General features: G+C 33.8%; 11 protein-coding genes and 1 tRNA gene. 7 read left to right on the top strand and 5 right to left on the bottom strand.

The window, feature by feature from the left end; translation table 11 throughout:
* Positions 1 to 10 precede the first annotated feature (10 nt).
* Positions 11 to 4,063: a PAS domain S-box protein gene (locus tag AAYQ05_RS05445; protein ID WP_343541707.1), complete on the top strand. Its 4,053-nt coding sequence runs from the start codon at positions 11 to 13 to the stop codon at positions 4,061 to 4,063.
* A gap of 148 nt (positions 4,064 to 4,211) precedes the next feature.
* The gene (gene ypfJ, locus AAYQ05_RS05440; protein ID WP_343541705.1) at positions 4,212 to 5,066 is read left to right on the top strand and encodes a KPN_02809 family neutral zinc metallopeptidase; all 855 of its coding nucleotides are present in this window, start codon (positions 4,212 to 4,214) and stop codon (positions 5,064 to 5,066) included.
* Between the two features lie 386 nt (positions 5,067 to 5,452).
* Here the strand turns inward: ypfJ and AAYQ05_RS05435 are convergent.
* From AAYQ05_RS05435 to AAYQ05_RS05420, 4 genes are all read right to left on the bottom strand, one after another.
* Positions 5,453 to 5,526 (bottom strand) — tRNA-His (locus tag AAYQ05_RS05435).
* A 79-nt stretch (positions 5,527 to 5,605) separates the two neighbouring features.
* Positions 5,606 to 6,322 (bottom strand): bacillithiol biosynthesis deacetylase BshB1, encoded by a 717-nt coding sequence (gene bshB1, locus AAYQ05_RS05430; protein WP_343541703.1) that lies wholly within the window; start codon positions 6,320 to 6,322, stop codon positions 5,606 to 5,608.
* An 89-nt stretch (positions 6,323 to 6,411) separates the two neighbouring features.
* Positions 6,412 to 7,476, bottom strand: a complete 1,065-nt coding sequence (locus tag AAYQ05_RS05425) for a chorismate-binding protein (protein ID WP_343541701.1) — start codon at positions 7,474 to 7,476, stop codon at positions 6,412 to 6,414.
* A 3-nt stretch (positions 7,477 to 7,479) separates the two neighbouring features.
* Complete coding sequence (locus tag AAYQ05_RS05420; RefSeq protein ID WP_343541699.1) at positions 7,480 to 7,911, bottom strand: PaaI family thioesterase; 432 nt, start codon at positions 7,909 to 7,911, stop codon at positions 7,480 to 7,482.
* A 336-nt stretch (positions 7,912 to 8,247) separates the two neighbouring features.
* On the opposite strand from AAYQ05_RS05420, the gene AAYQ05_RS05415 reads away from it, so the two are divergent.
* The 5 genes from AAYQ05_RS05415 to AAYQ05_RS05395 all read left to right on the top strand — a co-directional run bounded on the left by AAYQ05_RS05415 (position 8,248) and on the right by AAYQ05_RS05395 (position 19,077).
* The gene (locus AAYQ05_RS05415; RefSeq protein WP_343541696.1) at positions 8,248 to 9,759 is read left to right on the top strand and encodes a hypothetical protein; all 1,512 of its coding nucleotides are present in this window, start codon (positions 8,248 to 8,250) and stop codon (positions 9,757 to 9,759) included.
* A 427-nt stretch (positions 9,760 to 10,186) separates the two neighbouring features.
* Positions 10,187 to 13,840: a phosphoribosylformylglycinamidine synthase gene (gene purL / locus AAYQ05_RS05410; RefSeq protein ID WP_343541694.1), complete on the top strand. Its 3,654-nt coding sequence runs from the start codon at positions 10,187 to 10,189 to the stop codon at positions 13,838 to 13,840.
* A 290-nt stretch (positions 13,841 to 14,130) separates the two neighbouring features.
* Positions 14,131 to 16,542 carry a TonB-dependent receptor domain-containing protein gene (locus AAYQ05_RS05405; RefSeq protein WP_343541692.1) on the top strand — a complete coding sequence of 804 codons (2,412 nt, stop codon included), beginning with the start codon at positions 14,131 to 14,133 and terminating at the stop codon, positions 16,540 to 16,542.
* Between the two features lie 144 nt (positions 16,543 to 16,686).
* Positions 16,687 to 17,121 (top strand): hypothetical protein, encoded by a 435-nt coding sequence (locus tag AAYQ05_RS05400; protein WP_281633357.1) that lies wholly within the window; start codon positions 16,687 to 16,689, stop codon positions 17,119 to 17,121.
* Between the two features lie 177 nt (positions 17,122 to 17,298).
* Positions 17,299 to 19,077: an AMP-dependent synthetase/ligase gene (locus AAYQ05_RS05395; RefSeq protein WP_343541689.1), complete on the top strand. Its 1,779-nt coding sequence runs from the start codon at positions 17,299 to 17,301 to the stop codon at positions 19,075 to 19,077.
* Between the two features lie 117 nt (positions 19,078 to 19,194).
* Here the strand turns inward: AAYQ05_RS05395 and AAYQ05_RS05390 are convergent, their stop codons facing one another.
* Positions 19,195 to 19,698, bottom strand: coding sequence for a hypothetical protein (locus tag AAYQ05_RS05390; RefSeq protein ID WP_343541687.1), 504 nt, complete (start codon positions 19,696 to 19,698; stop codon positions 19,195 to 19,197).
* Positions 19,699 to 20,272 lie beyond the last annotated feature (574 nt).

Genomic DNA, 20,272 nt, shown 5'->3' with positions numbered 1-20,272 from the left:
CCCAAATTCTATGGCCGCAAACTGTAGTTTTTTCAATTCGGTTATCTCAGGAATTTCCGCTATAGGGAGTGCCTTTGAATCAATTATGACCGGATGGTATGTGTTTAATTCTGACATCATCTATTACAATAACCATAAACTTATTGTTTTAGGGTTATCGCTTATTGCTTTTCTTTCGCTTTTAGTTTACCAGTTTTTTAGGATCAAAGCTAAAATTGGATATTTCATCGAAAAGAAGAAAGAACAAGACACTACAGGCAAAGAATACCAGCTTTACATTTTATTTTTTGGTATAGCCGTCATTGTCATTGAAATCATTAATGAAATTTTCAAGATTAGACCCAAAAGTCTATTAATTGTAAATGTTCTAATTGGTGTTTTTGTGCTTGTTATTTATATGATAACAAACAAAATCAGATGGGTTAGAGAACAAATTCAGCAGATTTTTATATCTTGTTTTTTCATTTACATAAGCTACGTAGCGTATAACATTATCACTTTAAAAAGTGATGTTGTACCAATCATTGTCTTTCTGATTTCTTTTTTCTTTTCGTACAGCATCCTTAAACCCATAAAAATTTACTGGGCTTTTGTTGCTTTAACTTTCACCTTTCTAATTGCTGCGTTAGCATTTCATCTCATACCGATAAAATCATCCATTTTACTGCTCAATTTCTGCATTCTTATTTTCATCATCAATCAAGTAAAATATGCCGTTTTATTAAACAATCGCGATAATTTTAGATTTGCTAACGAAATTGTTCATAAAGGAAATTCACTCACAATAGCATCCAATCAGAAAGGCGAAATACTATTTTGCAGCGAAACTATAACTTCTATTCTAGGACATCAGCCAGAAGAATTTATGGGATTAAAATTCTGGGAGCTACCTCACGATTCAGAGCCAGAGGAAAAATTAAACCTTGCTAATAATCCAGAAAACAGACTTTACATCAGGAAATTAAAAACTAAAAACGGCGAATACAAATACATTCAATGGAAAGATAAAAAGTTCTCAGATGATTTAATCATCAGTATTGGACAAGATGTTACGGAACAGGTTATCGTTCAAGATCAATACAAAAATTTAATCCAGACTGCAACCGATATTATTTTCGAAATTGATGCCGAAGGTCATTTTACTTTTATAAATGAATTTGGAATTTCAGTACTGGGCTACACTGAAAATGAGATTATAAACAAACACTATTCTAACTTTATTCACGAAAATTATATCAGCAGTGCAGTAGATTTTTATGAAAATTTAGTACTAAATGAAAGTAATTATCCGATTATTGAAATCCCTATTTTAAAGAAAAATGGCGAAGAAATATGGATTTCACAAAAAATCATTGTCCGCAAAAATGATTTAGGATTAACAACTGGTTTTTCTGGAATTGCAAGAGATATTACGGAGAAAAAAAATATTGAGAACGAGAAAAAAAAGCGTCTTAAAAAAATTGAAGCCTATAATAATTCGACCAAAAAATTATCTACTACAGACTTTAGCAAATACGACGAATTAAACACGATTATCGATTTAATATTAAAGGAAGCCGCTTCGATAAGTCATGCCAACCGCGTAAGCTTCTGGAAATACGATAGTGACTTAATTAGCTGCAAAAATCTTTTCAGCCTTGATAACCAAAGTTTAAGCGACAAAAACATTTTAAACAAAGAGTCCTATCCTATTTACTTTGAAACACTAAACAATAAAGCCATTATTAATGCTCCAGATGTTTTTAATAAATTGGAAACATCTGAATTTGAAAAACTTTACTTTACAAAAAACAATATAAAATCAATGCTGGACGTCCCGATTTTCTTAACAGGACAACTAGCAGGAGTTGTTTGTTTTGAAAATACGGAACAAAAACGAGAATGGGACAATGAAGACATTAATTATGCGAGAACTATTTCAGATGTAATTTCGCTTGCCATTTCTTCTCAAATGCGTTTAGAAGCAGAAAGAAAACTAGAACTTAAGAGCCAGCTTTTGTCTGCACTTTCTTTATGTACCGAAAAATTCCTGCTTAGCAAAACTACTCACCTGATGTTTCAGGAGACATACGATATCATTGGAAAAGCTGCCAAAGTAGATCATATGTATTACTATGAAAAAGATGCAATCTATAATACTGTCAGTCAAAAATATAAATGGTCACGCGAAGGAGTCATTCATCAGATCACACCACTTCGTCATATGACTGAAGAAAATCTAAAGGAAATTTACGAGGCTGCATCGCAGAGAAAAATCTTAAACACCTTAACTCAAAATCTTAATGAAGGATTTTTTAAAAAACTTCTCATCGATAATGAAATTAAATCGATTTTAATTTTACCGCTTTACATTAACGATATTTTCACTGGTTTTATTGGTTTCGACGATTGTACAATAGAAAAACAATGGTCTGAAGACGAAATCAACATCTTCCAAGTATTGGCAAACAATATTTCGTCTGCATTAGAAAGAAACCGAAATGAAACTAAAATTATCGAAAGTGAAGAAAAATTCAAACTGATTGCTAACAATATACCTGGAACGGTTTATTTATCCAAATTCGATGCTTTTTCGACCAAAATATTCCTAAACGATGAAGTCACAAGCCTAACCGGATATTCAAAATCCGAGTTTATTGAAAATAACTTATCCTTTCTTTCGTTAATACATCCAGATGATAAAGAAGAAGTAATTAACAATCAAATTGATAATTTACAAAACGGAATGCCTCTGCATAATGTATACCGCATTAAGCGCAAAAGTGGCGAGTTTATTTGGATAGAAGAGTTTGGAGACGTAATTAAACGAGATGACGAAATTGAATTTGTCGGCGGAATTTATTTTGACATTACAAGCAAAAAAGAAATCGAAGATGCTATAAAAGCCAAACAGCTGGCAGAAGCTGCTAGCAAATCAAAATCTGACTTTTTAGCCAATATGTCTCACGAAATCAGAACTCCACTAAACGGAATTATTGGTTTTACACACTTATTGATGAAAACAGATTTGGAGGAAATTCAAGAAAAATACATGACCACGATTAACCAATCTGCTCATTCGCTTCTTGAAATTATAAATGACATCTTAGATTTCTCTAAAATTGAAGCTGGGAAATTAGAATTGTTTATTGATTTATATGACATTAAAAAGGTTCTAGGACAAGTCTTTGATTTAATTGTTTTTGAATCCAACAAAAAAAATCTAGAACTTGAATTGAATATTGATCCAGACGTTCCAAAATACATCTGGACAGATATTGTTCGTATTAAACAGATTTTGATTAACCTGCTTTCTAACGCCGTCAAATTTACGATTGAAGGTTCGATCAAATTAAATGTTTCTGTTTTAGAAAAAAAGCAAACCAACAACTGTATTATCCGTTTTGCTGTAATAGATACTGGAATTGGTATTTTAGAAAAGAATCAAAAGAAAATTTTCAAAGCTTTTTCTCAGGAAGATAGTTCTACAACAAGAAAATTTGGAGGAACTGGCTTAGGTTTAACTATATCCAATCAGCTGCTTGCTTTAATGGAAAGCCGTTTGCAACTGGAAAGTAAAATTGATGAAGGAAGCACTTTTTTCTTCGACTTAAATTTAAAAACGAGCAACCAAAGTATCACTGATAAATACAACGTCGAACTTAAAAATCTAAATATTGATTTAGATTCTTATAAGACACAAACAAATGGCAATCATATTACTTTTCTAATTGTTGAAGATAATAAGGTAAATATGCTTCTTCTTAAAACAATTATAAAAAATTTATACAAGAACGCTTTTATCGTCGAGTGTGAAAACGGTTACGAAGCCATTCAGCAATTTGAAAAAATAGATCCAACCCTTATTTTCATGGATATTCAGATGCCAATTATGAATGGTTACGAAACCGCAAAAGCCATTAGAAATACTCCCAAAGGACGTGATGTTCCAATAATTGCAGTTACCGCCGGCGCAGAAAAAGATGAACGAAACAAATGTCTTTCTGCAGGAATGGATGATTATATCTCTAAACCAATTATGAAAGGAATTGTCGAAGAAGCTTTAATTAAATGGCTGGGATGATTTTTAGTTTTAAGTCGTGGCTCACTTTTAGCTGAGACTGAAAACTGCAACTAAAAACTAAACATAAACGATTCAATTTCAAAATTTATCATAAAAAATCTATAAATTCGTACAACCTTTCAATTAACAAATTAAAAAACAATTCAATATGAAATGGCAAGGCAGAAGACAAAGTGATAATGTCGAAGACAGAAGATCTATTTCCGGCGGAGGAAAAGCGATAATTGGCGGAGGAGTTATTGGGATCATTGTTTTGCTTCTGAATGTTTTTGGTGGTGAAACTGGCCAGCAAATAGCACCAATTCTTGAACAGATGCAAGGCGGACAAGGTCAGCAGACAGAAGCTGCAGCTCCATTAAGTAAAGAAGACGAAGAAATGGGAAATTTTGTGAGAGTTGTTTTGGCTGATAATGAGGATATCTGGAGTAAAATTTTTGCCGAAAATGGCATGACATACGAAAAACCAAAATTAGTGCTTTTTAAAGGCGCTGTACAAACAGCCTGCGGAGGCGCATCATCTGCTTCTGGGCCGTTTTACTGTCCTGGCGATCGAAAAGTGTATATGGATTTGGATTTCTTTGAAGAACTGAAAACTAAATTTGGCGCAAAAGGAGGCGATTTTGCCATTGCTTATGTAATTGCGCATGAAATTGGACATCACATTCAGACTTTGTTAGGAACCTCTTCTAAAATGCGTCAAATGCAACAAGGAAAAAGTGAAGCCGAAGCCAATAAACTATCAGTAGCATTAGAATTGCAAGCCGATTTTTATGCTGGTGTTTGGGCACACTATAATCAAGCCAATCTAGATACTGGAGATATTGAAGAAGCCTTAAGTGCCGCAAATGCTGTTGGAGATGATGCTATTCAAAGTAAAATGCAAGGACATGTTGTTCCCGATTCTTTTACACACGGAACTTCAGAACAAAGAATGTATTGGTTCAACAAAGGTTTTAAAAGTGGCGATATTAAACAAGGAACTACATTTGAAGAAATTCGATAATACATAAACCAAATATAATAACCACCAGAAAGCATGATTTAAACGTCATGCTTTTTTTATTTTTAAACCATATAAGTGATATAAGGTCATTTTAGACTTTGGTTATATTTCAATAAAAAATCAATTAGAGGTCATATTAGAAAACATAGCCAGCGGTTTCAACCGCTGGAGCGGAACACATATCACGATTTATTTCTATATCTATTTTATTAGCATCCCGTGGCTGAAACCACGGGCTATAGTTTGAATATTAGTTTCTTTATTTAAATCTTCTGTTTAAACCTTATTATTCAGCCTTAATCTAAACTGAACTTATATAACTTATATGGTTCAAAAAAATTAAACGTACAAAAAAAGCCTTGAATTTCTTCAAGGCTTTAAATCTGGGTGGCTGACCGGGTTCGAACCGGCGACCCGCGGCACCACAAACCGCTACTCTAACCAGCTGAGCTACAACCACCATTTTTCTGCTTAGCGAGTGCAAATATAGAACAAAGGTTGAGTTCTACAAAGAAAAAAATGAAAAATTTTCATAAAAATTACATCAAATTTTCTAAGCTATTGACTGCCAAACATCTTTCAACTGTAAAACCTTCTGCAAAATCTTTCCCAACTAGTCTTCCTAAGTCCTGCGCACGGTAATTTAGACTTTCAAAAAAGTTTTTACTTGTAATTGGCGTTGCAGGTTCACTTGAATTCGGATCGTAAAATTGTGTTTTATATGCCATAATTGCTTCTACTTTCTTTTCTTCGAATCCTGTAATATCTACAACAAAGTCTGGTTCTAGATTTTTCCACTGAATATAATGATACACCACTTTTGGTCTCCACGCTTCTTGTTGCACTCCGTCTATTGAAGTTTCTATTTTCATCAAACCAGATAAAAAGCAAGCATCAGAAACCAGTTTACTTCCTTTTCCGTGATCGATATGACGATCGTCAATTGCATTACATAAAACAATTTCAGGTTTGTATTTACGAATCATTTTTATGACTTCTAACTGATGTTTTTCGTCATTAACGAAAAAACCATCACGCATGGCTAAATTTTCTCTAACAAGAACTCCCAAAATCTTCGCAGCATCTTTTGCTTCTTGATCTCTCGTTTCAGCTGTTCCGCGCGTTCCTAATTCACCGCGAGTTAAATCAACAATACCTACTTTTTTACCGAGTGATACTTCTTTTAAAATGGTTCCCGCGCAACCCAATTCTACATCGTCTGGATGTGCACCAAAGGCTAATATGTCTAATTTCATTATTTTTTGTTTCAAGTTTCAAGTTTCAGGTTTCAAGTTGTCAACAGAACGTGAAACTTGAAACCTGAAACTTGAAACAATTTTATAAACTATTTTCTCAAAACTCTTTTCATCGTCATCGATTTATTGACGCTTTCTTCCCATTCTTTTTCAGGAATACTTTCTTTTGTGATTCCGCAACCCATGTATAAAATTGCTTTATCTTCCTGAATCTGCATGCAACGTAAATTTACAAATAAATCAGAACTTGCGTTGTTTCCTGCGAAAGTGCTGTTTAATTCACCCAGAAAACCTGTATAGAAAGTTCTATTGTACTTTTCATTTTCCAAAATAAAAGCTTTTGATTTCTTTTTTGGAAGTCCACAAACCGCCGGCGTTGGATGTAAAGTATCAATCACTTCTTCCAGCGTTGAATTCTCTTTTAAAACTCCCGAAATATCTGTTTTAATATGCCAGATCGATCCTGCTTTTAAACTATAAGGTTCAGAAACTACAACCGAAGCCGTAAATTCTCTCAGTCTTTTTACAATAAAATCGGTTACAAATTGCTGTTCGTCTTTTTCTTTTTGCTGCCAGACAATATCCGTTTCTTGATTGTCTTTTTGCGTTCCTGCCAAAGCCATGGTTTCGAAAACATTTCCGTTTGCCTTCAAAAGTTTTTCAGGAGTTGCTCCCATCCAAAGTCCTATTTTTGGATGAAAAAAACAATAACAAAAAGTAGCAGGATATAATTGAACCAAGTGCTGAAAAGTTTCGATAAAATCAAATTCTGCTAAAAGTACCTCTTCACTTCTTGACAAAACTACTTTTTTGAATTCTTCATTTTGAATCGCCTGAATTCCCTGCGCGACTAAATATTCATATTGAAATTTAGCTTCGGGATCAAAATTTAAATCGTCAATTTCGCTTGGTTCAAATGAAGTAGTTTCTTTTTCAGAAATAATAATTTCAGATTCGTTTTCTGGAATCAGAATCAATTGTTTTTCATCAAAAGAAGCAAAAACAAATCCTTTTTCGCTATAATCTGAAACGGTGAATAAAGTATTATTTTGTTGTAAAATCCCTACAAGATTTGGAGTATTGGGTTTTGAATAAAGAACAAAAGGCAAGTTCTGCTCTTTATGACTTTTAATTTTTAAGAAAAATGGATTCATAATTTATTCACTTTTCTTTCTGTCCAAAACCATGTTCGTCAATTTGCAAAGCGAAATCAAATTTCCAGCTTCATCAGTAATTTTGATTTCCCACAAATGAACTGTTCTTCCTTTGTGAATAATTCTGGCTGTTCCAAAAACATAGCCTTCGCGAATGCTTTTCAAGTGATTTGCAGAGATTTCAATTCCTCTTACTTCCTGCTCTTTCGGATTGATAAAAAAGAATGAAGCCGCACTTCCTACACTTTCTGCCAAAGCTACAGAAGCACCGCCATGAAGTAATCCCATTGGTTGGTGAACACTAGGATTTACTGGCATTTTTGCAGTTAAAAAGTCTTCTCCTGCATCGATATATTCAATTTTCAGCGTTTCCATCAATGTGTTTTTAGAAAACTCATTACAGCGCGCTAAAATCTGCTCTTTTGTATAATTCATTCAAATAAACTTTAAAATCGTAAAATTAAAGAAAGATAAGACATAAATCTAAAATCCGATTCTAAAATTAAAAATCATTTATGAACTTGTCAGTTTTTTGCTATTTTTACAAAAACAATCACATATTAATCTTTGGTTATTTTTTTGCCACAGATTACACAGATTAAAAGGATTTAAAAAAATATGTTGCCACGAATTACACAAATTTCCACGAATTTTATTTCAATTTAATTCGTGGAAATTTGTGTAATTACTTCGTCAGTCCCCTCGGTAGAGTCATGGCGGAAAAAAAATCATTTTAATCCTCTTAATCTGTGGCTAAAAAAAACTTCTTAAATGCGTCAATACTTTACAATCTTTGTTCTAGGTTTAATTTTAGCATTCAGTTCTTGCCGAACTGACTTTGATACTGTTGCCAGCACTGGAGATTTGAAGTTTTCAAAAGACACCGTTTATTTGGATACTGTTTTTAAAAATATCGGTTCAAGCACGTATCAATTGAAAGTTTACAACCGAAGCAAAAATGATATTTCGATTCCGATTGTGCAGTTCAAAAAAGGCCTGAATTCAAAATACCGCATGACAGTTGACGGAATGAGCGGCAACAACGGAAAAATCTTCAAAGATGTTACGCTTTTAGCAAAAGATAGTTTATACATCTTTATCGAAACTACGGCAGATATTACAGACGCAAATCCGAATGATTTTCTTTATACGGATGAAATCCAATTTGACAGTGGCGCGAATCTGCAAGAAGTCGCTTTAGTAACTTTGATTCAGGATGCCGTTTTTCTTTATCCAAATCAAAATCCTGACGGTACAAAGGAAAAAATAAAAATTGACGGCAAAGATGTTGACGGTTTTTATTTAAGCGAAAATGATTCACAAAACGGAAACGAATTGATATTTACCAAACAAAAACCATACGTAATTTACGGTTACGCGGGAGTTCCAGAAAATAAAACAGTAACTTTTGAAGCAGGTTCTAGAATACATTTTCACAATAATTCTGGATTGTATGTTGGCAAAAATGCTTCTTTACAAATTAATGGCGCAAAATCGACAACCGAAAAACTCGAAAATGAGGTGATTTTTGAAGGCGATCGTCTAGAATCTCTTTATTCTGATATTCCAGGACAATGGAAATCTGTTATTATTGAAAACGGAAGCAATAACCATTCGGTCAAAAATTTAACGCTGAAAAATGCTGTTGCGGGATTAGATATCAGAAATACAGCAAACACAATTCAAATTAAAAACACCCAAATTTACAATTGTTCCGAATATGGGATTTTGGCTCAAAACGCCTTAATAAACGGAGAAAACCTAGTTATTAATTATTGTGGATTATCCAGTTTATCTTGCGTTTATGGAGGGAATTATAGTTTTGCACATTGTACTTTCAATAACAATTGGCAAAGCAGTTCGCATTTTGCAATCAATTTGAGCAATAGTTTGGCCGGAAAAACACCTGAAACGAATCCGCTTACGCAGGCAACTTTTAATAACTGCATCATTTATGGTTCAAACACAAACGAATTTAATTTAAGCAAAAACGCAAATGCGCCGTTCGTTTACCAATTGAATAATTGCCTTTTAAAATTCAGCAGCTCTACAACAAATCCAGATTATCAGTTCAAAACTGACACGCAACATTATAACAACATTATTCTAAATGAAAATCCGAAGTTTTATAATGTCAATCAGAATAAATTGAATATTGACAAAACTTCTGCCGCTTTCGCGAAAGGGAATCAGGCCTATATAATTCCGTTGGATATTTTAGGAATTACAAGAACTTCTCCACCGGATTTGGGCGCTTATCAGAGTCAGGATTTCCCTAAATAATTTTTTAACATTTAAGTGATTTAAGAGAATTTAAGTTCTTTGCGAATTTTGCTCGCAAAGTCGCAAAGTCGCAAAGTTTTAGTCCGAAAACTTAAAAAAATCTTCGCGCCTTTGCGTCTTTGCGTGATTAAATTCCCACCATATTGCAAATTTCTCGGATTAAATTTAGAAAAATTTGTAAATAAATTTTAAGAATCTCACATTATTGGCAAAGTACTTTTTTGATTCAAAACCGAAAAATGATACACGTTTACAAGGAAAAATTAGGGATCAAAAAATGTTAAATCGTGGAAGCTAAAATCAGCAAAAAAATTGCATTTTCAGGGCAAAAAAGTGGAAAAATAAATAATTAAAAAGGCTCAGATTCTTGCTTTTTTTTTCGGTTTAGATTGACTAAATTTGCACCTCAATACAACAAACTACACAAATGATCCATTTCTTTGAAAACCAAAGCAAAACTGTTTTTGCAGTACAAACGCAAAACGAAATTTCAGCTCAAGACATTTCAAAATTAAACTGGCTTTTTGCCGACGCGAATAAGATCGAAAAATCTGCATTGACAGGTTTCTTTGTTGGTCCTCGCGCAACTATGATTACACCTTGGAGTACAAATGCTGTAGAAATTACTCAAAACATGGGAATTTCTGGCATTATCAGAATTGAAGAATTTCATCCTGCAACGGAAGATTTTACTGATTTTGACCCAATGCTTTCTCAAAAATTCAACGAATTAGATCAAGAAATCTTCACAATCAACATTCAGCCAGAACCAATTTTGGAGATTGATGATATTGCAACTTACAACAAAGTAGAAGGTTTAGCTTTAAGCGAAGAAGAAGTTGATTACTTAAACAATCTTTCGACTAAATTAGGAAGAAAATTAACTGATTCTGAAATTTTCGCTTTCTCTCAAGCGAATTCAGAGCACTGTCGACACAAAATTTTCAACGGAACATTTGTGATTGACGGAGAAGAAAAAGAAACTTCTCTTTTCAAATTAATCAAAAAAACATCTCAGGAAAACCCTAACGATATTGTATCTGCTTACAAAGACAACGTTGCTTTTGTAAAAGGACCAAAAGTGCAGCAATTTGCGCCAAAATCGGCAGACAAACCTGATTTTTACGAAATAAAAGAATTTGATTCGGTTATCTCATTAAAAGCCGAAACACACAATTTCCCAACAACAGTTGAGCCTTTCAACGGAGCTGCAACAGGTTCTGGAGGAGAGATTCGTGACCGTTTAGCAGGTGGACAAGGTTCTTTGCCATTAGCTGGAACTGCGGTTTACATGACTTCATATTCTCGTTTGAAAGAAGACAGAAAATGGGAAAATGCGGTTGAAGAAAGAAAATGGTTGTACCAAACTCCAATGGATATTTTGATCAAAGCTTCAAACGGAGCTTCTGATTTCGGAAATAAATTTGGTCAGCCGTTAATTACAGGTTCAGTTTTAACTTTCGAACATTCAGAAAACGACCGCAAAATTGGTTACGATAAAGTGATCATGCAGGCGGGAGGAATTGGATATGGAAAACTAGATCAATCCATTAAAAAGAAACCACAAGAAGGCGATAAAATCGTTATTCTTGGAGGAGAAAATTATAGAATTGGAATGGGTGGTGCTGCGGTTTCTTCTGCAGATACTGGAGCTTTCGGTTCAGGAATCGAATTAAATGCAATTCAGCGTTCAAACCCAGAAATGCAAAAACGTGCTGCAAACGCGATTCGTGGTTTAGTAGAAAGTGACAACAATCCAATTGTTTCTATTCACGATCACGGAGCTGGTGGACACTTAAACTGCCTTTCTGAATTGGTTGAAGAAACTGGAGGTTTGATCGATTTGGATAAATTACCAGTTGGAGATCCAACACTTTCTGCAAAAGAAATTATCGGTAACGAATCTCAGGAAAGAATGGGATTGGTTATTGGTCAAAAAGACATTGATACGTTGCAAAGAATTGCCGACAGAGAGCGTTCGCCAATGTATGAGGTTGGAGATGTAACGGGAGATCACCGTTTTACATTCGAATCAAAATCAAATGGTTCAAAACCGATGGATTATGCTTTAGAAGATTTCTTCGGAAGTTCTCCAAAAACGGTGATGACAGATAAAACTGTTGACAGAAAATATGCTGATGTTGCTTATTCAGCAAATGACTTCGAATCATATTTAAAAGACGTTTTACGTTTAGAGGCGGTTGCTTCAAAAGACTGGTTGACGAACAAAGTTGACCGTTGCGTTGGAGGAAAAGTGGCAAAACAACAAAATGCAGGTCCGTTACAATTGCCGTTGAATAATGTTGGAGTTATGGCTCTAGATTATTTAGGTAAAGAAGGAATTGCAACTTCTATTGGGCACGCTCCAATTGCTGCTTTGATTGATCCAGTTGCAGGAAGTAGAAATGCTATTGCTGAATCGTTATCAAACATTATCTGGGCTCCAATTAAAGATCAATTAAAAGGTATTTCATTATCTGCAAACTGGATGTGGGCTTGTAAAAACGAGGGCGAAGACGCTCGTTTATATGATGCTGTACAAGGTTGTTCAGATTTTGCAATTGAATTGGGTATCAATATTCCAACAGGAAAAGATTCACTTTCGATGAAACAAAAATATCCAAATGACGAAGTAATTGCACCGGGAACGGTTATTATTTCTGCTGCTGGAAACTGTACAGATATTAGAAAAGTTGTTGAACCTGTTTTACAGAAAAACGGAGATTCAATTTATTATATCAATTTGTCTCAAGATGATTTCAAATTAGGAGGTTCATCTTTTGCACAAATCAGAAACACAATCGGAAATGAAACTTCTACAATTAAAGACGCTTCTTTCTTCAAAAATGCTTTTAATACAATCCAGGATTTAATTGTAGAAAACCAAATTTTAGCGGGTCACGATATCGGAAGCGGTGGTTTAATTACTACTTTATTAGAATTGTGTTTTGCTGATGTGAATCTTGGAGCTAAAATTGATTTCTCTGCTTTCGCGGAAAAAGACTTATTGAAAATCCTTTTCGCAGAAAACATCGGAATTGTTTTCCAAGCTAAATCTGATGCAGCTGTTGAAGCTAAATTGAAAGCTAATAATATTGAATTCTTCAAAATTGGTTCTGTAACTTCTACAGCATCTTTAGAAGTTGGAAACTGGAAATTAGATATACCAACTTACAGAGATGTGTGGTTCGAAACTTCTTATTTATTAGATCAAAAACAATCTAAAAACGGAAGAGCTCAAGCGCGTTTTGAAAACTATAAAAATCAGGTTTTAAACTATACTTTCCCTGCACATTTTACAGGAAAGAAACCGGAAATCGACAATTCTAAACCAAGACCAAAAGCGGCTATTATTCGTGAAAAAGGAAGTAATTCTGAGCGTGAAATGGCAAATGCAATGTATTTAGCAGGTTTTGATGTAAAAGACGTTCACATGACAGATTTAATTTCGGGTCGTGAAACGCTAGAAGATATTCAGTTTATTGGAGCAGTTGGAGGATTCTCTAATTCTGACGTTTTAGGTTCTGCTAAAGGTTGGGCTGGGGCTTTCTTATACAATGAAAAAGCAAAAACAGCTTTAGATAAATTCTTCAAAAGAGAAGATACTTTATCTGTCGGAATCTGTAATGGCTGCCAGTTGTTTATGGAATTGGAAGTTATTAATCCAGAGCACGAAGTTCACGGAAAAATGCACCATAACGAGAGCCAGAAACACGAAAGTATCTTTACTTCTGTAACGGTTCAGGAAAACAACTCTGTTATGTTGTCAACATTAGCTGGAAGCACTTTAGGAGTTTGGGTTTCTCACGGAGAAGGTAAATTCAAATTGCCTTATGCAGAAGACCAATACAACATTGTTTCTAAATATGCGTACGAAGACTATCCTGCAAACCCTAACGGTTCTGATTACAACACCGCGATGATGTGTGACAAAACTGGAAGACATTTGGTTATGATGCCTCACATTGAGCGTTCGACTTTCCAATGGAACTGGGCACATTATCCAAAAGATAGAAATGACGAGGTTTCTCCTTGGCATGAAGCTTTTGTTAATGCCAGAAAATGGATTGAGAAAAACTAAGAAATATATTTTTACTAAAAGCGCCCGAATTTTATCGGGCGTTTTTTTTTGCCACTAATTACACAAATCTTCACTAATAAAATAGCCACAGATTAAATGGATTAAAATGATTCTTACACAGTAAAAATAATCTGTGGGAATCTGTGAAATCTGTGGCAAAAAAAATAATTCGTGAAAATTCGTGTAATTCGTGCCTATCAAAAACTATTTAAAACTATTCTAAGATTAATTTAATGGTATCTTAAGACAGCTTAAGCGAGCGTAAACCTTCGGATAAATATCTTTGTCTCATGAAAAATATGATCCAAAAAATATACCTTCCGATTTTCTTATTCATTATAAGCCAATTTTCATTTGCGCAAAAGACAACAGCCATAAAAGGAAATGTCACCGACGGGAAACTTCCTGTAGAGTTTGTTGATGTAGTTTTAAAAAATACCAGCGATTCTACTAAAGTAGCCAGTTATGCCGTAACCGATGTTATGGGAAATTTTGCTTTAGAAAATATTTCTTCAGGAGATTACCAGCTTCAATTTAAATTAATAGGTTTTAAAACTATTTCTCAAAAAGTAAAAGTTGCTGAAAGTCCAATTTCTATTGGAACTATCGTTTTACAAACTGACGCCAATTTACTCAATGACGTTGTTGTAAAATCTCAGAAAAAACAAATTCAGAAAACAAACGAAGGCTTTATTTTTAATGCCGTTTCGAATATTTCACAAACAGGCGGAACCGCCACTGATATGCTGAAAAGTATTCCGACAGTTGCTGTAGATGCTGAAGGTGGTATTACCTTAAGAGGAAAATCTCCAATGATTTTGATAAACGGTAAAAATTCTGCTATTACCAATATGGATCAGATTGCAGCGAGCAGTATTGAAAGTATCGAAGTAATTAGCAATCCGACGGCGAAATACGATGCTAATGCTGAAAGTGGTATCATTAATATTAAACTGAAAAAGAACAATCTTAGCGGTACAAATGGCGCTGTAGCTTTGGGTGCGGGTTTTGGCGCAAAAGGAAGAGTGAATAGTTCGGTACTTTTAAACCATAAAACTGAAAAATGGAACTTTGGTTTAGGATACGACAATCGTTTTGCCGGAAGAACAAAAAAAATAAATGCCGATAGAACCAATTATTTCATTGATGACGAACATTATATTCATCAAAATAGAAACGACGAACGAACTGAAGGTCTGCAGAATTTAAAATTAAATATTGACTTTTCTCCAAATGAAAAAAACAGCTTTTCTTTTGAGGCACTAGGAAATATTGAAACTCAAGACAACGATGAAACTTTATACACGCAGGTAAATACAAGTTCTAATGCATTTTTCTCTAGCAATAAAAGACATTCTTTGGAATTGGAACGTTCAAAAGTTGGCGAACTAGCCTTTACTTATGATCGTAAATTTGATGATGACCGAAAAAGTTTAAATACTTCAATTACTTCTTCTTTCGGAAAACACAGAGAAAATACCGATATTGACACTTATAATTACGATGAATATCAGCAGCAGATTGGTGACGCTTTGTTACAGAGAACACATAATTACGAAAATCAAAATATTTCGAATGCCATTGTTAATTATGCTTTTCCAATTTCTGAAAAATCAATTATAGAAACAGGCTACAAAGGAACCTTCAGATTTTTCAATTCAGATTTTGAAAGTGCCGATATGATTAATGGCGATTATGTTGTTAATCCGTTAGCTAGTAATAGTTTTGAATTCAATGAACAGATAAACGCTGTTTATGGTTTGATGAATTCTTACATTGGCGATAGCGAAAATCCAAAATGGAAATACAATTTAGGTTTGCGTGCCGAAAATGTTTCCAACACTGGAGCAACGCAAAATAATAGCGATCGATTCAGTAATAATTACTTGAAACTCTTTCCGTCAGCTTCCATACAATTGAATTTAAAACCTGATGAATTCATAAAGCTAGGATATAGCAAACGAATTAACCGTCCAGATCTAGATGATTTGAATCCGTTTATTGACATTACAGATGCACTGAATCCGCATGGTGGAAATCCGTACTTAAAGCCAGAGATCATTCATATTGCCGAAATGAGTTATAATAAAAACTGGAAAAATTATTCTTTCTCGACCAATGCTTTTTACAGAAATGCAACCGATGCCATTAGGCAATATGCGCAGCTTTTGGACAATGGTGTAATTTTACTTCAGCCACAAAACATTGGAAGTACTGTTACGTACGGTTTAGAAACAATTTTCAGTCTTAAACCATTTTCTTTTTATGATGCCAATATTAGTTTAACTGCTTTTCAGCAAAACATTAATGCAGACAATTTGCCACAGGCCGAAGATGTTGTAAGCAGTGCTTTTAGCTGGTACGGAAAAATCATTAATAATTTTGTTCCTTGGAAAGGCGGAAAACTTCAAATTATTGGCAACTATAATTCGGCTGTTGCAACTCCGCAAGGAAAAAGAATTCCGATTTACAATGTTGATATGGGATTTCAGCAAAAATTAGGAAAAGGAAATGCTCGACTAGGTTTGGTTGTTACAGATATGTTTAATACACTCGAAAGCGGTTATAAAAATAATACACTTTTGTTTAGCAATCATCGAACCAATAAATCTGATACACGTGCTTTAATGGTAACTTTTGCTTATACTTTCAGATCTGATTTTAAAGAAAAACTACTCGAAAACCAGTTTTCTACGGAATAAAAACTCATCTAAAATAAATAAAACATAAAAATTTCATTCTTGTATTTTTAAGCTTCCATTCTATAAAAAAAATGGATTATATTCGCCCAACAAAAAATCAGCCACTAGATTTTTTCGGCCCAAAAACACTTAAACCTACATAGAATGAAATTTTTAAAATTACTTTTTATTTTCAGCATCTTCTTTGCTGTTACACCATCACATTCACAAGTTCACGTAGATCAGATTATTCACAATTCTAAAGAACGCTATATCACCACAACTATCGGTTATCCAGTTCCTGGAACTTACGCACCTTTAAATCAAAAACAGCCTATAACGGTATTAAATCCAGACGGAACAGGTTTTATTCAGGCCGAAGATTTAAGCAAACAAAAAATCAATTGGGGAATAGAATGCAATGAAGAAGGTGTTCCTGTATTTAAAGAAGGATTCAATAGTGCCTCCTATACGTTTTGGTACAGACCAAACGATAGTGAAGAATGGTACTACTCTCAATTTTCTATTCATTTTGTCAAGAAAAAAATGTTTTTGATGGGCGAAAGAGTAAAAGAATATGTAGATTACAACGTACAATAAGCATTAAAAAAAGAATCCAAATTAAACTTTTCTTGATTTTTAGGAAATTTCACCGCAAAAAAGAAAACGTTTTCGTTGATTTTTAATAGTCTCTATAAATTTTCCCATAAAATTTCATTAAATAAAAAATCATACCTAAATTTTATTTAATTTGCGATAAAATTCAATATATTAAACATGGTTTCAATCACACGCCTTTTTGATTTTCCCTATTATCAACAAGAAACTTACAACCTTCCAGTTGCTCTTGCAACCAAAAAAAATGGAGTCTGGGAAAAAACATCCAGTGAAGAATATATTGCAAAAGCAAATGCTATTTCGAGAGCATTATTGCGTATGGGCGTTCAGAAAGATGATAAAATTGCTTTAATAAGCTCAAATAACCGTACCGAATGGAATATAATGGATATTGGTATTTTGCAGACTGGTGCTCAGAATGTTCCAATTTATCCAACTATTGCAGAAGAAGATTACGAATATATTTTAAACCACAGTGGCAGTATCTATTGCTTTGTTTCTGATGAAGAAGTTTTAGAGAAAGTAAATGCAATTAAGGCCAATGTACCTTCATTAAAAGAAGTTTATTCTTTTAATGAAATTGATGGCTGTAAACACTGGTCAGATTTATTGATTTTAGGCGAAGATGACAGCAATCAAAGCGAAGTTGAAGCTAGAAAAGACAGCATCCACACAGACGATTTAGCTACAATTATTTATACTTCTGGAACAACAGGAAGACCAAAAGGCGTTATGCTTTCGCACAAAAATATTGTGTCAAATGTTTTAGACAGTTCGCCAAGAATTCCGTTTGATCCAGGAAAAAGTACAGCATTAAGCTTCTTGCCTATCTGCCATATTTTTGAAAGAATGATTTTGTACATCTATCAATATTATGGCGTTTCAGTTTACTTTGGAGAATCTATTGATAAAATCAGTGATAACTTAAAAGAAGTACGTCCAACTGTAATTACTGCTGTACCAAGGCTTTTAGAAAAAGTATACGATAAAATTTATGCTAAAGGTGCAGAATTAACAGGAATTAAGAAAAAACTGTTTTTCTGGGCTATCGATTTAGGTTTAAAATATGAACCATACGGAGCAAATGGTGCTTGGTATGAATTTCAGTTAAAAATTGCCCGCAAGCTTATTTTCAGTAAATGGAAAGAAGGTTTGGGCGGAAATTTAGATTTAATGGTTTCTGGAAGTGCCGCTTTACAGCCACGTTTAACAAGAGTTTTTGCTGCTGCAGAAATTCCGGTTATGGAAGGTTACGGTTTAACTGAAACTTCTCCAGTAATTGCCGTAAACGATCAAAGAAACAAAGGATTTAAAATTGGAACTGTCGGAAAACCAATCCGTAATGTGGAAGTGAAAATTGCCGAAGACGGAGAGATTTTATTAAAAGGTCCGAACGTAATGTTAGGCTACTATAAAGACCCAGAAAAAACTGCTGAAGCTGTAATTGATGGTTATTTCCATACCGGAGATATTGGAGAAATTGACAGCGAAGGTTTCTTAAAAATTACAGATCGTAAAAAAGAAATGTTTAAAACTTCTGGCGGTAAATATATTGCTCCGCAAATGATCGAAAATGCAATGAAACAATCTCGTTTTATTGAGCAGATTATGGTTATTGGTGAAGGTGAAAAAATGCCAGGCGCTTTTATTCAGCCAAACTTCGAATTTGTAAAAGAATGGGCTAAAATCCATAAAATTACTTTAGGAAGTTCTGATGCAGAAATTAGTGCTAATCCAGATGTTATTAAACGTATTGACGAAGAAGTTGAAAGCATCAACAAAAAATTCGGACACTGGGAACAAGTAAAACGTTTTGAGCTTACACCAGATGTCTGGTCTATAGATGGCGGACAGCTTACTCCTACTCTAAAATTGAAACGTAAAATTATTAAAGAAATTTATAAAGATCTTTACGGAAAAATCTACGGAAACAATTAATAAATCAGAATAATATAACCAAACGAAAACGGCTGTCAATTGACAGCCGTTTTTAATTTATGAGTATATCCCTCAATGACTAATGTCATTATAATTATCAAAATACTTTCTATTTTTCTAGAAGAAAAAGTTTTTAAAATCTAGGAAGAAACTTCTTTTCTTAGCTTTCTTTTCAAGCTTTTCTTTTTTTTCGGTTCTTTTCTTTTTAAGAACCTCTTTAGCTTTCTCCATCCGTTTAACCGGCTTTATTTCCTCTGTTTTAGAATTTTCGTAAAACTTTTTGAAAGGACGCGGTTCAAAATCAACCAAAATTGCAGCCATATTTATAGCGTCAATGTTTGACGGATCCGTTTCACCTTTAAAGAAAGTCTCGATAGGTCTAAACTTATCTTTCTTCTCCTTAAATTTATTCTTTTTGCTGTGATCGAAATCTAAACCCAAAAGATTACTGAAGACATTCAAATCATCTTTGGTTGGGTTGTTTTCGAAAATCAACCAGCACAAATCACGAAGTTTACCACGAGAAGGCTGGTACAAATAATCAAAGTATTTACCTTCCTTTTCTATCTCATATTTTTTTCTAATTGCTTTTTTATATTGTTGTAATGTATTGTTTTGCATGGTATTTTGATTTTGTAGTTCTTGGGAATCTCAGGAAATCGAAGGTTTTTCTAAGAAATCCAATATCACACAAGTTCAAAAGCACCATTGCTTTACCAGAGAAATTTCTCTAAATGATATATATAATTTTCCTAAAATTCACCTTTCCTTTCCATAGGTTAATAAGTTCTAAATCCATCTCTCTACTCGAGGCAAATGGCAACTCACTAAATTCCACTTTATCTGTTTGACCACTATAGTCTGACCTAAGTCCTATTTTTTGATTCATCCTTAAATTTTTATTGTTTTTAATTAAGCTTCTGAGGTACTGAGATGCTGAGATACTAAGTTTTTTTTCCTTTGTCCCTCTGCCCCTTTGAACCTTTGTCCCTAGGACAAAAAAAAGCACCCAATTAAAGGTGCTTCTATAACAAATACGATATAACTATCCTATTGCCTATATTGATGCACCGACATGTAAAAGCATTCACGAAACGAAGTCGCGGCTACTAATCCTGGGTTGTGTATGTATAATTTAAAACTCATTTTATTTATTTTTTATAATTGTTGTTGTTGTTTTCTGAAACGCTTTGTT

The organism is Flavobacterium movens (assembly GCF_039581425.1).
GTDB lineage: Bacteria > Bacteroidota > Bacteroidia > Flavobacteriales > Flavobacteriaceae > Flavobacterium > Flavobacterium luteolum.
The sequence above is the reverse complement of the archived record's forward strand: the minus strand, read 5'-3'. Positions and strand labels throughout refer to the sequence as shown.

Excerpts from the sequence above, each read along its gene's own strand:
- AAYQ05_RS05445 (WP_343541707.1), top strand. The coding sequence starts at position 11 with ATGGCCGCAAACTGTAGTTTTTTCAATTCGGTTATCTCAGGAATTTCC.
- ypfJ (WP_343541705.1), top strand. The coding sequence starts at position 4,212 with ATGAAATGGCAAGGCAGAAGACAAAGTGATAATGTCGAAGACAGAAGA.
- bshB1 (WP_343541703.1), bottom strand. The coding sequence starts at position 6,322 with ATGAAATTAGACATATTAGCCTTTGGTGCACATCCAGACGATGTAGAA.
- AAYQ05_RS05425 (WP_343541701.1), bottom strand. The coding sequence starts at position 7,476 with ATGAATCCATTTTTCTTAAAAATTAAAAGTCATAAAGAGCAGAACTTG.
- AAYQ05_RS05420 (WP_343541699.1), bottom strand. The coding sequence starts at position 7,911 with ATGAATTATACAAAAGAGCAGATTTTAGCGCGCTGTAATGAGTTTTCT.
- AAYQ05_RS05415 (WP_343541696.1), top strand. The coding sequence starts at position 8,248 with ATGCGTCAATACTTTACAATCTTTGTTCTAGGTTTAATTTTAGCATTC.
- purL (WP_343541694.1), top strand. The coding sequence starts at position 10,187 with ATGATCCATTTCTTTGAAAACCAAAGCAAAACTGTTTTTGCAGTACAA.
- AAYQ05_RS05405 (WP_343541692.1), top strand. The coding sequence starts at position 14,131 with ATGAAAAATATGATCCAAAAAATATACCTTCCGATTTTCTTATTCATT.
- AAYQ05_RS05400 (WP_281633357.1), top strand. The coding sequence starts at position 16,687 with ATGAAATTTTTAAAATTACTTTTTATTTTCAGCATCTTCTTTGCTGTT.
- AAYQ05_RS05395 (WP_343541689.1), top strand. The coding sequence starts at position 17,299 with ATGGTTTCAATCACACGCCTTTTTGATTTTCCCTATTATCAACAAGAA.
- AAYQ05_RS05390 (WP_343541687.1), bottom strand. The coding sequence starts at position 19,698 with ATGCAAAACAATACATTACAACAATATAAAAAAGCAATTAGAAAAAAA.